This window comes from Natronorubrum bangense, assembly GCF_004799645.1.
Taxonomy (GTDB): Archaea; Halobacteriota; Halobacteria; order Halobacteriales; family Natrialbaceae; genus Natronorubrum; species Natronorubrum bangense.
On record NZ_CP031305.1, the window covers coordinates 890611 to 905488 of the forward strand.

Consider the following 14878-nt stretch of genomic DNA (forward strand, 5'->3'; position numbering starts at 1 on the left):
CGTTCTACGAATCAAACTCGTTCGAACGAGACTTTCTCTGCCACTGGACGACCCGAAACGGGCGACTGTCAGTGACACAGTCCACACGACGCGATAGTGGAAATAAGTGACAGAAAAGAGACTGTTCGGTCAGTCGTGTTGGAGGATGACGACTGCCGACTCGGTCTCTATCATCTCACCGTCGCCCGAGTACGTGCGCTCGAGGGAGACCTCGAATAAGTCGTCCTCGAGTTCCTCGCCGGCGACTCGCAACACACCAGCGTCATCGTCGATTTCGTACTCACCGCTGTCGATTCCGGCGTCGATCTCACCGACTTTCGAGCCGAACTTCGGCCCGAGCGTCGAGTAATCGAGATCGATCGAGGCGACCTCGGTCGCCACCTCGGGTTCGGCCTCGAGGACCGACAGCTCCTGGACGTGCATCACGTGCTGGATGGCGCCCTCGAAGCCCTCGATCGGGCCATAAACCGACACCGACTCGAGGTCGGCGTTCAGCGGCAGCTGGTTCTCGCTCTTGTAGCGTCGCAGCGCCGAAATGACCTCCATCGCGGTCTCGCCGGCCTCGAGGTCGGCCTCGTACCCCTTCGGGGTGGGCCACTCGCGGGTGTGGATGCTCTCGAGGGCAGCCGCGTCCGCTGCATACACCGCCTGCCAGATTTCTTCGGTCACGTGGGGCAAGAACGGGGCCCACAGCTCGAGGAAGGTCCGATGTGCCGTCCGCAGCGCGTACTGAGTCGACGGCTCGTCCTCGCGGGTTTTGGCGATCTCTAAGTAGTCATCACAGAAGGTGTTCCAGAAGAACGTCCGCAGCCGGTCGCGAGCCTTGGCGAACTCGTAGTCCTCGAGATGGGCCGTGAGATCGGTGACGGCGTCGTCGAGTTCCGCGAGCAGCCAGCGGTCGATCGCCTCGAGCGTCTCGGGCTCGTCGGGGTCGCGAGGAGCGAGCGTGTCGACGAGTTTCGAGGCGTTCCAGAGCTTGCGCAGGAGCTTCTCACCGGCCGTGAGGTCTTTCTCCTGATACGGGAAGTCGTCGCCGACGGCGGCGCTGGCTGCCCAGAAACGGACTGCGTCGACGGGGTACTCCGAAAGCACTGCGTCGGGTTCGACGACGTTGCCCCGCGATTTCGACATCTTCTCGCGGTTCTCGTCGAGCACGTGACCGTTGATCATCGTCGCGTCGAAGGGGACCTCACCGGTGTGCTCGTAGCACTTGATGACGGTGTGGAACAGCCAGAAGGAGATGATGTCGTGACCCTGTGGGCGCAGGTCAAACGGATAGAGTTCCGGGTTCTCCATCGTGAACGCTTCGTCATCAGCGTCCCAGTCCCAGCCGGCGTTGATCAGCGGGGTCAGCGAGGAGGTCGCCCAGGTGTCGAAGACGTCCTCTTCGGGCACGAACTCGTCGTTGCCACACTCCGGACAGGTGTCCACTGGCGGCTCATCAGAGAGGGGATCGACCGGCAGGTCCTCCTTTTCGGCGAGGATCTCGTGGTCACACTCGCGACAGTACCAGACCGGGAACGGGATGCCCGAGTCACGCTGACGAGAGATCAGCCAGTCCCACTCGAGGCCCTCGATCCAGTGTTCGTAGCGGGTAAACATCTTCTCGGGGTACCAGTCCATCTCCTGGCCGGCCTCGAGGTACTCCGCTTTGTGATCTAAGACCTCGACGTACCACTGTTTGGAGACGCGGTACTCGACGGGGGTGTCACAGCGTTCGTGGACGCCGACGTCGTGGACGATTTCACGGCGGTCACGAAGGTATCCGTCGTCGTCTAAGTCCTCGACGATGGCCTCGCGGGCCTCCTCAGTCGAGAGGCCTTCGTAGTCGCCGGCGAGGTCGGTCATCGTCGCCGTCTCGTCGATAGCGACGCGCAGGGGCAGGTCGTGTGCCTGGTACCACTCGATGTCCTTCTGGTCACCGAAGGTACAGCACATGACGATCCCGCTGCCTTTCTCCATGTCGACGCGCTCGTCTGCGATAACCGGCACTTCGTGGCCGAAGATCGGGACGCGAGCAGTCTCGCCGACGAGATCCCCGTTGGCCTCGTCGTCGGGGTGGACGAAGACGGAGACACACGCCGGAATCAGTTCCGGTCGCGTCGTCGAGATGACGAACTCCTCGCGGTCCGTACCGTCGCTTGCGAGTTCGAACGCGATGTCGTTGAAGTGGGCGTGGCGCTCGTCGTCTTCGGTCTCGACCTGCGAGATCGCGGTCTCACATTCGGGACACCAGATCGCGGGTGCTTTCTTGCGGTACTCGCGGTCTTTCTCGTAGAGATCGATAAAAGACAGCTGGGAGATGCGCTGGACGCGTGGTTCGATCGTCTTGTAGGTGTGCGACCAGTCGATCGAGGTGCCGAGTGACTGCATCTTGTCGGTGAACTCGGCTTCGTACTCCGTACAGACCTCCCGGCAAAGCTCCTGGAACTCGCGTCGTTCGTAGTCCTGGTGGCGAATGTCGAGTTCCTTCTCGGTCAGGCGTTCGCTGGCGATCCCGTTGTCGTCGTAGCCAAACGGAAAGAGGACGTCGCCGTTGGCCATCCGCTGGAAGCGAGCGGCGAAGTCCTGCAGCGTCGAGCCATAAAGGTGGCCCATATGCAGGCTGCCCGAGACCGTCGGCGGCGGCGTATCGATCGCGTAGGTCGTGTTCGGATCTTGGCCCGGCTCGCCCTCGTAGGCGTAAGTCTCCTCGTCGACCCAGCGCTGTTGCCAACGCGTTTCGACGGCGTCAGGGTCGTAGCCGCCCTCGAGCGTCGGTTCGGTCGCTTCGGGGTCGTCCATGCTCATGCTCTCACCGCCCGAAATGGGCGTCGTCGATACGTCGTCGTGACGTGGGAATGGTGTTCGTCCATTGGTGATACCGGTCGTTGTTCGGTGAATGCTGGTCGCCGACAATACATCCGTCGAAACAGGGTGGGGAGTGTGGGGCTAGGTCGCCCCTACGAAAACGGCGGTCCACGGACCGTCGAGCGCATCAGCCGTGACCGCGACGGCGTCGGACATAGTCGAACGTAGCACCGGGCACGGTGTTAGGTGTTTCGTCGTCCCGGCGTCGGTTCACAGCCCTGTCCGTCCCGTGGCCGTTTCATAAAATCATTCACGCACTGATCGTACGCGAACGATCGTCGCTGGAGGCGACGGGCCATGAGACGAGATCGAGCGGTTACTGACTGTTGTTCGGCAGTCTCAACACTGGTCGTCCGCATCCGCAGCCATCCCCTCGAGGCGAATCACTGCTCGCGAGTCACTGACGGATCTGAGTTCGCCGTCGAGATACGACGCCAGTCGCTCGAGGAAGCCATCGGGCGTCTGCTCGTCGTCGGTCCTGACCAGCGTGATCCGGTCGTGGCTGCGTGCGTCGTACGTCCCTTGCATGACGAGCGAGAACAGCTCTCTGGGTGTGACGGGTTCGTCGGCGTCCAGTCGCGCGGCAACGCCCTCGAGTGAGGATTCGACTGTCGTCTCGACGCCGAAGGTGACGTCGACTGAGACGTTCGCCTCGCGGTCGGTCGCCGCGAGGTACTCCTCGGAGCTTCGGATCGCGGGCTCGAGTACATCCTCGAAGTCGACGCCGTACGTTTCGGTGCCGAGATAGAGAAAGGCAACCAGTGCTCGCAGGCCGTCCAAAAACGCGTCGTCGGTCGTTGTCTGGACGAAGAGCTGTTTGCGATCCTTCTCCGGGAGCGTATGCAAAAGCAGGTCGAAATCGAGCACCGCTGCGTGAATCCGCCGTCGGATGCGTGCCTCGGCGTTGCGTTTTGACTGCTCGTGGCTCATCTCCCGCTCGCCGAGCAGATAGGCTCGATCTGCGGGACTCAACACACCGCGTTCGCGGTCGATGTCGGAATTCATAATCGGATATCGATTATACAACACCCGATACGATCCGAACTGCTATGACTCTCCCGGTCCGAATGACTGCCAATGCATTCGTTTCCTGATATTGTTGCGCGGACGCCATCGGGAGAGTCTGGCCAGCCCGTCGGACGGATTCCTCTCCACTCAGGTGTCCAACAGACCAACGGGGGTGACCGATGAGCGGGTCCATTGCAGCCCGATACGCGGACACGATCGTCTCGCATAGCCGGCTCGTCGTCGTCCTCGTCTTACTGCTGACCGCCGTCGTCGCCGCTGGCGTCGCCTTCGGCGACAGCGAGGACGGTGAGATCGGCCAGTTCGAGACTGACTCCGAAGAGACCGATGCCTTGGAGGAGATCGATGCGACCTACGGCACCGACGACGGGGTCGTCGCCCAACTCGTCGTCCGCGATGAGGGCGGTGACGTCCTCACTCGCGAGTCGTTACTCGAGGGGTTGCGCCTCCAACAGGAGATCCGCGAGAACGACGAGTTGAACGCCACACTCGAGGACGAGGGCTTCGTCGGCCTCGAGAACATCGTCGCGACGGGTGCGGTCTTCGAGGATCGGGCCGCTGCCGGGGGGCCGCCGGACACGAGCGAGCCGACCCTCGAGGAACAGATCGCCGCACTCGAGGACCGCTCTGACGAGGACGTCGAGGCGCTGCTTGCTGACGTGCTCGACCCTGACGCCGAGCAGGGTGGGGAGGACGCCTACGAGTTCCTGCCGACGAACTACGAACCGGGCTCGACCGAGGCTGAATCGCGGATCACGTTCATCTTCCAGGTCGACGACAGCGGCCCCGACGAGGACCCACAGGCAGCCTACGACGCACAAGTCGAGATCGCCGACCTCGTCGACCAGCGATTCGACGACGCCTTCGTCTTCGGGCAGGGGATCACCGACGCGGCGTCGGCAAGCGCGGTCGGTGACAGCTTCGCGATCATCACGCCCGTCGCGCTCGTGCTCGTCCTCGGTGTGCTCGCGATCACGTACCGAGACGTCGTCGACGTCCTCATCGGACTGTTCGGCATCGCCGTCGTGATGGCGTGGCTCGCGGGCATTCAGGGCTGGCTCGAGATTCCCTCGAGTCAGCTGTTGATCGCCGTCCCCTTCCTCCTGATCGGGCTGAGTATCGACTACGCACTCCACGTCGTGATGCGCTATCGGGAGGCCAGAGCCGGCGAACTCGAGGCCTCGAGCGAGGCGCAAGCGAGGGCTGCGAGCGACGGTGGATCGATCATCGGCGCACGCGCAGGGATGACGCTCGGACTCACGGGCGTCGTGCTCGCACTCGCTGCAGCGACCGTCTCGACGGGCGTCGGCTTCCTCTCGAACGTCGTCAGCCCGCTGCCGGCGATTCAGGACTTCGCGATCTTGAGCGCCGGTGGGATCCTCGCGACGTTCGTCGCTTTCGCCGTCCTGGTGCCCGCGCTCAAGGTGACTGTCGACGACGTCCTCGAGACCCGGTTCGACCGCAACCGAGCGAAACCACCGTTCGGGACGGGCACCAGCGTCGTCAACCGCGTGCTCTCGAAGTTCGTCACAGTGGCTCGTCGGGCACCGCTTGGAATCGTGTTCGTCGCGCTCCTCCTGGCCGTCGGCGGTGCATACGGCGCAACGGGGATCGACACGGAGTTCAACCAGGCGGATTTCCTCCCCGAAGACGCCCCCGAGTGGGCCAAATCACTCCCCGGACCGCTCGCGACAGGGACCTACACGATTAGCGACGACGCCGCGTATCTCGGCGCGAACTTCGCCGACCGTGGCGAGGGGAGTCAGACACAGATACTGATACGCGGGGACGTCACGGATCCGGACGCGCTCGTCGCGATGGACGACGCGATCCGTGACGTCGACAGCGACGGAACGATCATCGTTCGGCCAGGCGGGCAAGCAGCCATCGATGGCCCGCCAGCAGTGATCCGAGAACTCGCAGCCGAGAACGAAACCGTCGCTGCCGCTCTCGAGGAACGCGATACGAACGATGACGGCCTGCCGAACGAGGACGTCGCCGGCTTCTACGACGTGCTGTTCGAGGTCGATCCGGATCGTGCATCAGACGTCCTCTACCGTGGCGACGACGGCGGGTACGAGTCAGCACGGCTCCTCGTGGACGTGCAAGGTGACGCCGCCGCCCAGACCGTCGCCAACGACACCCGCGACGTGGCAGCTGCGATTAGTGACAGCGGCGTCATCACGGCGATTGCGACGGGTGGGCCCGTGACGACGGCCGTCGTCCAGGATGCGCTGCTCGAGACGCTCGTGCAGGCCTTTGCCGTCACACTGGTGGTGATCCTGGTCTTCCTGACGGTGCTCTACTGGGTGCGCCACCGCGCGATCTCGCTCGGGGCGATCACGCTTGCACCCGTCGTCGCCGCGCTCGCATGGCTGCTCGGAACGATGGCGCTACTAGATCTTCCGTTCAACAGCGAGACCGCAGTGATCACGAGCCTCGCGATCGGCCTCGGCGTCGACTACAGCATCCACGTCGGCGAACGGTTTATCGCAGAACGAGACGAGCGCGCGTCACTCGAGGAGGCCCTTGCGGCGACGATCACCGGCACTGGCGGAGCGTTGCTGGGGAGTGCGGCGACGACGGCCGCCGGCTTCGGCGTCCTCGCGCTGGCACTTGCGCCACCGCTGCAGCGGTTCGGACTGGTGACTGGCCTGAGCATCATCTTCGCGTTTATCGCCTGTCTCACCGTGTTGCCGTGTCTGCTCGTGCTTCGTGAACGAGTGCTCGAGCGCGTTAGTGCGTGAGTTAGTCGCTGAAATCTTTTTACTGGTCGGCGGTGTCCGAGATAGCGCACAATGAGCATGAACGCATTTGTCATGGATGGGATCGGCGAGACGGGAATTACGGAGAAGGAGCCGCCGGAGCCGGGACCGGCGGACGCGATCCTCAAGCCCACGAAGGGGCTGATCTGCACCTCGGACTGCCACACCGTCCACGGGGCGATCGGCGATCGCGAGAACCTCACGCTGGGCCACGAGGTTGTCGGCGTCGTCGAGGAGGTCGGCGACTCCGTGAGCGACTTCGAGCCCGGCGACCGCGTCGCTGTCGGCGCGATTACGCCCGACTGGAACTCGAAAGCTGCACAGGACGGCCACTCCTCGCAGTCGAACGGGGCGCTTGGCGGCTGGAAGTTCGCGAACGTCAAAGACGGGACGTTCGCTGAGTACGCCCACGTCAACGACGCCGACGGGAACCTAGCACACATTCCAGACGACGTCAGCGATCACGAGGCACTGTACACGACGGACATGATGTCGACCGGGTTCGCCGCGGCCGAAAACGCCGACATTCCGGTCGGTGGAACTGTCGCCGTCTTCGCCCAGGGACCGGTTGGGCTGATGGCGACGAAGGGGGCCGAGTTACAGGGCGCCGGCGAGATCATCGCCGTCGAAACAGTCGACAAGCGCCAAGAGCTTGCCCGAACCTACGGTGCTGACCACGTCGTCGACTTCCAGGAAGTCGATCCGATCGAGGCGATCATGGACCACACCGACGGCGAGGGCGTCGACGCCGCCATCGAAGCGCTCGGAACCGATCAGACCTTTCAGGACTGTATCAAGGCCGTCAAGCCTGGCGGGACCATCTCGAACGTCGGCTACCATGGCGAGGGCGAGTTCCGGCACATCCCCCGCGAGGAGTGGGGCGTCGGGATGGCCGAGATCGACATCGTCACCGACCTCTGTCCGGGCGGCCGGCTCCGTATCGAACGACTACTGCGACTGCTCGAGAACGACCGGGTCGATCCGACCGAGATGACGACCCACGAGTTCGAGTTCGACGAGATCGAGGACGCCTTCGAGATGATGGACAAGAAAGAAGACGGGATCATCAAGCCGCTGATCCACTTCGAGTGAGACGGCCCCCTGTGCCGGTGTGCCGGCGCACTCGCGGGACGGTTCGCGGTTGCCGGCACCGACGAACAGTCGTCCAGATGATCCTACGGCCGCGTCGTCAGTTCTGGTGTGTCACTTCCCGGGAATCAGCAGCCTTTCAGCGATGATCCTCGAGAATCGGCCAGCGAAGGTCACGGGCACAGGGCGTCGTAGCCGAGTGTGAGGCCGCCGCCGGCCGCGACGAGCGTCCGCCGGACGGTGTGACCTGGTAGATGCCGACGACAGCGTGGTCGCCATAACAGTAGTTTATAATAGGTTTCTTTATTCAAAGTGGCTTGTGAAACTCGAGTTCAGTGGAGGCTGAGACGGTATCACTAGCAACCGCGAGCGAACGGAGTGAGCGAGCGGGCCAAGGAATCCCTCGAAGCCGCGCCAACGGCGCGGCTGAGGGGGTGACGCCGTGCTTTTCATCAACGTTTTGCCGAGTGCGGTCGCTTCGCGACCGCACGCAGAGCAAAAGGTTGGCACGTGTAGTGATCCAACTGTCTGATTCAGTTTCAGGTATAATTCTGAATGAAGAAACCGCGCTACAATCTACTGACGATAACGAGATTCGACGACGAGGCTCGTGGCCACCGGAGGCCGACGACGATACGTGCAACTCGAGGTGAGAAACCGTGTTCTTCCGACCTGTTACTGCTCGAGGCCGCTATCGGAGTGGGCCCGAACCCACAATTCGCCGATACGTGAAAGGCGCGTCCGGTAGGATTTCCCGTGTTCTTCGCGTTCGATGTAGCCTTTGCCGCCGGGACCGAGTCGATCGACGTTGTAGATCACTTTCGAACGGAAACTGTCAGTATACTCTTCGTTCAGTTCGCGAGCAAGCGCTTCAGCGAGCTCCGAGACCGAGTCGAACTCGCCGTCCTCGCCGAGTTTGTACAGAATAAGTTCCTCGAAGGGTTTGACGTTCGAGAACGACGCGACGGGCAACTCGACGATGTGTCCGCCATCGATCTCCTTCGCACCGATCGTCGTCCCGCGTTCGTCGAACTCCGAGAGGAGATCCCGTGCGCTCTCGAGGCGGTCATCGACTCGATCATCCTCGAGGTCGTCGGCGCCGTTGAGTTCCTCGAGCAGCGTGATCTGCTCGCGTAGTTCCTCGGCGAGTTCCGTCTCGAGGTACTTCTCGGGGGCGGTGTAGTAGGTGTGGATGTGCTCGCGGTCGTCTTGGCGCTCGACCATCAGCGAGTGGGCCGCGTTCGCAAAGGCGAAGCTGACGGTACGTGGCATGGCGGCGACGTTGACCCAGACCTCGTTGCCGGCGTCGAGTTCGGCGGTGATGAGCTCGTAGGCCTGCTCGAAGGCGGCGTCGTAATCGTAGACGTCAGCCAGCACGAACCGTTCCGTACTCGCCCCTAACAGGTTTCGAAAGTCCGTCTCGAGTTTCTTCGAGAGCCGGCGAGAGTACTCGACGTTGGCCTCGCTGCCGACGGCACCCTCGAGCAAAATGACGCTATCGACGTCGATCTGATCGCGAACCAGTGGCGCGATCAGCCGGTCGTAGTCGAAGCCGACCGGAACAATATGTGTTTGCATACGCGATACGTAGACACGACATCGTAATCAATCCCGCCACGTTGAGAGTAGCGTGGGTCACGGTCTCGGCGATCAGGGATCGTCGGACTGGTCCCGGTCGAGCAGCGTCGGCTCCTCGAGGATCGCGGTGATGAGTTTTCGCTGCGCTTCCCGGAGGTGTTCGTGAAACGTCGCGGGTGTCACGCCCATCGCGTTGGCGACCTCCTCGCCGGAGCTGTGACGCGGCCACTCGAAGTAGCCGCCGTAGTAGGCCGTTTTGAGGGCCACCTGTTGGCGGTCGGTCAGCGTCTCCGCCAGCCGGGTCTGAAGCTGTTCGATCGATTCCCTCGGGGGCGTGACCTGTCGGCGGGCGACGGTCCGCATCCCGGGATACACCGCGGTGATCTCGTCGACGACATCTCGAACGTCCGTTCCGGTCGAAAAGCGCACCGTCGTGGTGTAGTCGCCGTCCTCGATGGCTGCCGACTTGACGTAGCCGCCGTAGGCGTCGATGACGCCGATCATCGGCGGTTCGCTGATCGTCAGCTCGAAGGTCACCTCGCCGGCCGATTTGTCGATCACGGTTACGCCATCCCAGTGTGAAACTGACTCGACGAGGGTTTCCACCACTGGAAACGTCTCGGCGGCTGTGGTCCCGTACTCGAGATACTGCTCGTCGTCGATCCTGATGACACGGTCGAACCAGACCGAGCGGCCGCTCATCGAGGGGCCGTCGAAAATCTCGACGGCGTCGTCGATCACGAGTTCGAGTTCGATCAGTTCCTCACCCAACAGCACGCGCCGTCGCTCGAGGGCGGCGATCGCGTGGCCCAGAATGTCTCCGAGCTGGCCGATAACGTCCTGTTCCTCGTCGGTGAACGCGTTCCGGCGGGCACTCGTCACGCCAAGGACGCCGTAGAGGATGTCGTCGTGTGTGATCGGGATCGCCGCCGCCGAGGCGTAGCCGTGCTCGCGGGCGTCCTCATGCCAGGGCTCGAACGACGGATCCGAGAGGACGTCGTTTGACACCTGCATCGTCCCGGTTCGAATCGCCGTTCCTGCCGGTCCACGGCCGGCAGGGTCGTCGGCGTCCGTCGACAGCGGAATCGTCTCGACGTAGTCGTCGATTCCTGCCTCGACACGGTGTGTGATCTGTTTCGATCTGGCGTCGACGTCCGCGATAAAGGCGAACTCGTACGACGGCGAATCGGCCAGCGATTCGCAGGCGACCCGCTCGAGTTGGGCTCTGTTTGAGCCGTCGACGATCGCGTCGTTGATCTCGCGGACGACGTGGTTGACGTGATCGAGCGCCGCCAGCCGTTCGCGCTGGCGATCGAGTTGGCGTTCACGACGGCGATTGTCGGTGACGTCCCGAAAGATGGTGAGATGGGAGCCGGGCAGTACGTCGGCGACAGCGTTGTACTCGACGATCCGTTCCGTGCCGTCGGGCCGACTCAGCGAGACCGAGTCGCGAAGCCGTCCCTGCTCGCGGAGGGCCGTCCAGGCCGACTCGACATCGTAGTCGTCGTGAACGAACTCCTCGAGTGAGCGCCCGGACAGCGCCGAGCACTCGAGTCCGAGCAGCTCGCTTGCGGCCGGGTTGGCAGCGACGATTTCGCCGTCGTCGTCACTGATGAGGATCGCATCGTGTGCATCCTGAACGATCGACCGAAGCCGTCTGTTTCCGTCGACGAGAGTCTGCTCTCGTTCCTTGCGCCCGGTGATCTCGCGAACGAGGACCGTCACACCCGTCTCGTCCGGATAACACCGCGCCTCGAGCCACGTCCCTGTGGTGTCGTGGAGCTGTTCGACTATAATCGGCTGCTGGGACTCGAGGGCGCGTTCGTGTGCATCCCCGAAAAGCGATCGAATGGTCTCGGTCGTCGATGCCGCGACAGCAGTCGTCTCATCATCGCCAGTCCGACCGAAAAGCGCCCTGGCACGGTCGTTGACGGCGATAGACTGTAACTCGTAATCGAGAGAGTAGGCGGCGTCGGAGATCCGGTCGAACGCGTCCTCGAGGTCGGCGCTTGAGTCGGATTCCAGTCCGGCGGCGGGATCGACCGGTCGCCGTTTATCTCCCATACCAGTCCCCTGCTAGCCAATCCCAAAAGCCTAGCGATTGACAGGGTTACACAGCGATCCAGTGGCGCGACTCGACAACCCGAGACTCGGCGTCGAACGGAGCCGAGTGCTGTCGCCAGCGATCGCCGAGACCAGTCGTTACCCCGCTGTCTCGTCGTCGGACTCGAGGTCGATCGTCCGGACCAGTTCTGCGATCGTCTCGCGGTCACAGTCCGGAGCGACCTCGATGTCGGCTGGCAGATCGGCGGCGGCCAGTTCCGTCTCGCCGACGACGTCGGCAACGCTCTCGAGAGGGACCGTACCGCCGGCCATCCCATAGCTCGTCTCAGTCGGCCAGACGGCGACGTGAACCTCAGCATCGATCGGGCCGATTTCGGTCCCCAGCAGGTCAGGATCGACGGGGTAGCCCACGTCAAGGACGTACCAGATCCCTGACTCCCCGTTCGTCGCTTCGAACTCGAGGGTGGTTCGCGTGCCGTCGATGACCAGCCCCTCGTCTTCGATCGTGTTAACAAACTGGCGTTTTGCTTTCGGTGCTGCCTGCGAGAAGACCGACGACGGCGGGATACCGACGTTCGGGAGTGGTGGCGAAAACGAGAGGTCGACGGTAAACAGCGAGCGGACCGGTATTTCGCTTGCGCCGACTGTTGTCCCTCGGACAGCGGGTTCGACGGGTTCGTACAGCGTTGTCTCTGCAGTAATCGAGAGAACGAGGACGTTCATCTGCCCCGTTCGAGTTCCAAGCGGGCGCCACGAGGTGGCCAACGGCTCCGGCAGATCGGACGGCATCACGCGGCAGTACGCGATCATCACCTTTCGGTCTGGCGGTCGCTCGAGCGACGGCGTTCACTCCTGGTGACGGACCCGAACCATGCCCTCCGTAGTGACGCCGACGATCAGCGGTGTCGAGATTTTCCGTCCCGTGACCGCGGCGCCGGCAGCGTCACTGACGGCTTTCATGAGCTCCGGTGCAGTGTAGTCGACCTTGACACCTTGTTCGTCGCAGGCCTCATAAACGAGCTGTGGCACGTCATAGAGGTCGGTTCCAGCAGGAACGCGGATACGAACTGGCGCTCGGAGCGCTTCCGCGAAGGCGACGGTCTCGCGAGCTTTCGACAAGTTCTCTCTGGCGCTCGACTCGATCGAGGAGACGTTCGCTCGTGACGTTCCGAGTGCATCGGCGATGTCGGCCTGTGAAATCCCGCGCTCGCGCAACACGAGCACCTGTGCCTGTCGGTGGGTCAGCACGCTCGTCTCCGGTTCGAACCCGATCTCCTCGAGGAGTTCCTCGACCTCGTCGATCACGGCGACCGCCTCCACTTTCGGTACCACCGAATTTCGCGTGCGTCCATATATAAATAGTAAGACGGCGGCGGGATCAAAGCTTCCCCGGTCTGTTCTGGAAACGGCCGAACCGTATATATCGATCGCGTGACTGTTCATCGAACATGAACGTTGCTGCGGCCGCCGAAACGTGCGACGACGTCCGCGACGAGATTGGAACCGCCGTCATCGGTGCAGGGGACCTGTTCGAGACTATTCTAACCGCCGTCGTTGGCCAGGGTCACGTCCTCCTCGAGGACGTCCCGGGAACCGGAAAGACCCTGACCGCACGATCGTTGGCAACGGCACTCGATCTCGAGTTTACACGGATTCAGTTCACACCGGACCTGCTGCCGGCCGACATCACCGGCACGCACATCTACGACGAACACGCCGGGGAGTTCTCGTTCGAAGCCGGCCCCATCTTTGCAAACGTCGTGCTGGCCGACGAGATCAACCGTGCCCCGCCGAAGACCCAGGCTGCCCTGCTCGAGGCGATGGGTGAACGCCAGGTTTCGATCGGTGGTGAGACCCGCGAGCTGCCGGACCCATTCATCGTTATCGCTACCCAGAACCCGGTCGAGCAGGAGGGGACGTTCCCGCTCCCCGAAGCGCAGGTCGACCGCTTTATGATCAAAACGAAAATGGGTTACCCCGACCGCGACGGCGACCTTGAGTTGCTCGACCGGCGGGCGGACCGGCACTCGCGGACGCCAACGGTCGAAAGCATCGTTGACCGAAAGTCGGTACTCGATCTGCAAGCGGTTCCGGAGACGATCAGCGTCGATCCGGCGATTCGGGCGTATCTGGTCGACGTCTGTCGGGCGACCCGCGAGGACGACCGCGTTGACGTCGGGATCTCTCCCCGTGGACTCCAACGGCTGTTCGAGGCGAGTCGTGCTCGCGCCGTGCTCGCGGATCGGGAGTACGTCGCCCCTGAAGACGTTCATACGGTTGTTCACCCCGTGCTGGATCATCGAATCGTTCTGACGACGGAGGCGGCCGTCCGCGGTGTCGATCCGCGAACAATCGTCGAGGGAGCGGTCAACAGCGTTCCGGTGCCGTCGATGGGTGACTAGTCCCCTCTCGGCCAGGCTTGCGATGCCACTTTAGTAACAACTGAACCGATGGACACACAGATCGCATAGCCGCCATGCGACCTGGTGTGCAGTGACGTTCAGTGGCTGCGAGAGTACTCGAGTGGCCAGCGGTCCGCGTCTATCGTCGCGAGTTCGTCGGCGACGCCGTCGGCAAGCCGGTACTCGGTGCCCTCTCTGACGACGGTGCCGGCCCGCTCTACGTGTTCTAGGTGGGCGTAGGACTCGCCAGGACCGTGAAGGATGTGAATGCTCTCGAGGTCGCCAAACAGGTCGTCGCTGACCGTCCAAGTATCACAGGGTCCCTTCCGGTCGAGGGCGTCGAGCACCCGCCACGACCGTTCCTCGTGGTGGTCGATGATGTACTGCGCGCGTGTGACCGGGTCGTCAATCGGATCGCGATGGCCCGGCCAGGCCCGGTCGTAGTCGGCGTCGACGATCCCCTGCAGTGCACGCAGGTACTTCTCGAGCGGGCGCTCCACGCGGACGTCCGCGCCGCCGACGTTCGGCGTATAGACTGGCAGCAACGCATCCCCGGAGACGACCTCACGGCGGCCATCTCGTGTGAGTTCGAACATACAGAGTCCCGCGGCGTGGCCCGAGGTGTGGACGACCTCGAGATCGGTGCCGTTGACCGAAAACGTCTCGCCGTCTTCGAAGGCCGTCACCGTTGGTGACTCGCCCGTCGGCTTCCCGCCAGCCAACACCTCCCGAAGGACGTCCCGCTTGGATTCGGGCATCCCCCACTGCTCGAAGTACTGCTCTTGCAGGTCGGACAGCTCGGCCCACGCGTCCTCGTCGCCTTCGATGAGCGGTGCATCGGCGGCGTGGGCGTAGACGTTGGCCCCGCTTGCGGCCTGTAACTCGCCTGCCAGCCCCGTGTGGTCGCCGTGCCAGTGTGTGAGAAAAATGCGATCGATATCCGAAAACTCGAGCTCACGCTCGTCGAACGCGGCCTCGAGTTGCTCGCGTGTCGTCGCCATCCAGTCGCCCGTATCGATCAGGACTGTCTCCGGCCCGTCGTTAAAGAGATACGTGTTGTTGTTGCCCTCGAATGCGGAGTTCGACAAGGATATTCGCTCCATG

10 protein-coding genes are annotated in these 14878 nt (G+C 63.0%); 3 read left to right on the forward strand and 7 right to left on the reverse strand.

What is annotated here, in order from left to right; genetic code table 11:
• Positions 1 to 129: 129 nt before the first annotated feature.
• Complete coding sequence (locus DV706_RS04480; protein ID WP_006066326.1) at positions 130 to 2898, reverse strand: valine--tRNA ligase; 2769 nt, start codon at positions 2896 to 2898, stop codon at positions 130 to 132.
• 291 nt (positions 2899 to 3189) lie between these two features.
• Entirely contained in the window at positions 3190 to 3855 is a 666-nt protein-coding gene (locus DV706_RS04485; RefSeq protein WP_006066325.1) for a hypothetical protein, read from the reverse strand.
• Positions 3856 to 4037: 182 nt separating this feature from the next.
• On the opposite strand from DV706_RS04485, the gene DV706_RS04490 reads away from it, so the two are divergent.
• Both DV706_RS04490 and DV706_RS04495 read left to right on the forward strand, forming a co-directional pair.
• A complete protein-coding gene (locus DV706_RS04490; RefSeq protein ID WP_006066324.1) occupies positions 4038 to 6623 on the forward strand; it encodes an efflux RND transporter permease subunit in 2586 nt (861 codons plus the stop codon).
• 57 nt (positions 6624 to 6680) lie between these two features.
• Positions 6681 to 7733, forward strand: a complete 1053-nt coding sequence (locus tag DV706_RS04495) for a zinc-binding dehydrogenase (protein ID WP_006066323.1) — start codon at positions 6681 to 6683, stop codon at positions 7731 to 7733.
• Positions 7734 to 8405: 672 nt separating this feature from the next.
• Here DV706_RS04495 and DV706_RS04500 read toward each other — a convergent pair.
• The 4 genes from DV706_RS04500 to DV706_RS04515 form a co-directional block, all read right to left on the reverse strand.
• Positions 8406 to 9308, reverse strand: a complete 903-nt coding sequence (locus DV706_RS04500) for an HFX_2341 family transcriptional regulator (RefSeq protein WP_006066322.1) — start codon at positions 9306 to 9308, stop codon at positions 8406 to 8408.
• A gap of 72 nt (positions 9309 to 9380) precedes the next feature.
• Complete coding sequence (locus DV706_RS04505; protein ID WP_006066321.1) at positions 9381 to 11372, reverse strand: bacterio-opsin activator domain-containing protein; 1992 nt, start codon at positions 11370 to 11372, stop codon at positions 9381 to 9383.
• A 138-nt stretch (positions 11373 to 11510) separates the two neighbouring features.
• A complete protein-coding gene (locus DV706_RS04510; RefSeq protein WP_006066320.1) occupies positions 11511 to 12182 on the reverse strand; it encodes a hypothetical protein in 672 nt (223 codons plus the stop codon).
• Positions 12183 to 12218: 36 nt separating this feature from the next.
• On the reverse strand, positions 12219 to 12677 hold the full coding sequence (locus DV706_RS04515; protein WP_136350802.1) for a Tfx family DNA-binding protein: 459 nt from the start codon (positions 12675 to 12677) through the stop codon (positions 12219 to 12221).
• Positions 12678 to 12820: 143 nt separating this feature from the next.
• Between DV706_RS04515 and DV706_RS04520 the strand changes: the two genes are divergently transcribed.
• On the forward strand, positions 12821 to 13774 hold the full coding sequence (locus DV706_RS04520; protein ID WP_006066318.1) for an AAA family ATPase: 954 nt from the start codon (positions 12821 to 12823) through the stop codon (positions 13772 to 13774).
• A 98-nt stretch (positions 13775 to 13872) separates the two neighbouring features.
• Here the strand turns inward: DV706_RS04520 and DV706_RS04525 are convergent, their stop codons facing one another.
• Positions 13873 to 14877: an MBL fold metallo-hydrolase gene (locus DV706_RS04525; RefSeq protein ID WP_006066317.1), complete on the reverse strand. Its 1005-nt coding sequence runs from the start codon at positions 14875 to 14877 to the stop codon at positions 13873 to 13875.
• Position 14878 lies beyond the last annotated feature (1 nt).

Bases quoted from the DNA above. Each gene is read 5' to 3' on its own strand.
- DV706_RS04485 (WP_006066325.1), bottom strand. From the start codon at position 3,855: ATGAATTCCGACATCGACCGCGAACGCGGTGTGTTGAGTCCCGCAGAT.
- DV706_RS04490 (WP_006066324.1), top strand. From the start codon at position 4,038: ATGAGCGGGTCCATTGCAGCCCGATACGCGGACACGATCGTCTCGCAT.
- DV706_RS04495 (WP_006066323.1), top strand. From the start codon at position 6,681: ATGAACGCATTTGTCATGGATGGGATCGGCGAGACGGGAATTACGGAG.
- DV706_RS04500 (WP_006066322.1), bottom strand. From the start codon at position 9,308: ATGCAAACACATATTGTTCCGGTCGGCTTCGACTACGACCGGCTGATC.
- DV706_RS04505 (WP_006066321.1), bottom strand. From the start codon at position 11,372: ATGGGAGATAAACGGCGACCGGTCGATCCCGCCGCCGGACTGGAATCC.
- DV706_RS04510 (WP_006066320.1), bottom strand. From the start codon at position 12,182: ATGATCGCGTACTGCCGCGTGATGCCGTCCGATCTGCCGGAGCCGTTG.
- DV706_RS04520 (WP_006066318.1), top strand. From the start codon at position 12,821: ATGAACGTTGCTGCGGCCGCCGAAACGTGCGACGACGTCCGCGACGAG.
- DV706_RS04525 (WP_006066317.1), bottom strand. From the start codon at position 14,877: ATGGAGCGAATATCCTTGTCGAACTCCGCATTCGAGGGCAACAACAAC.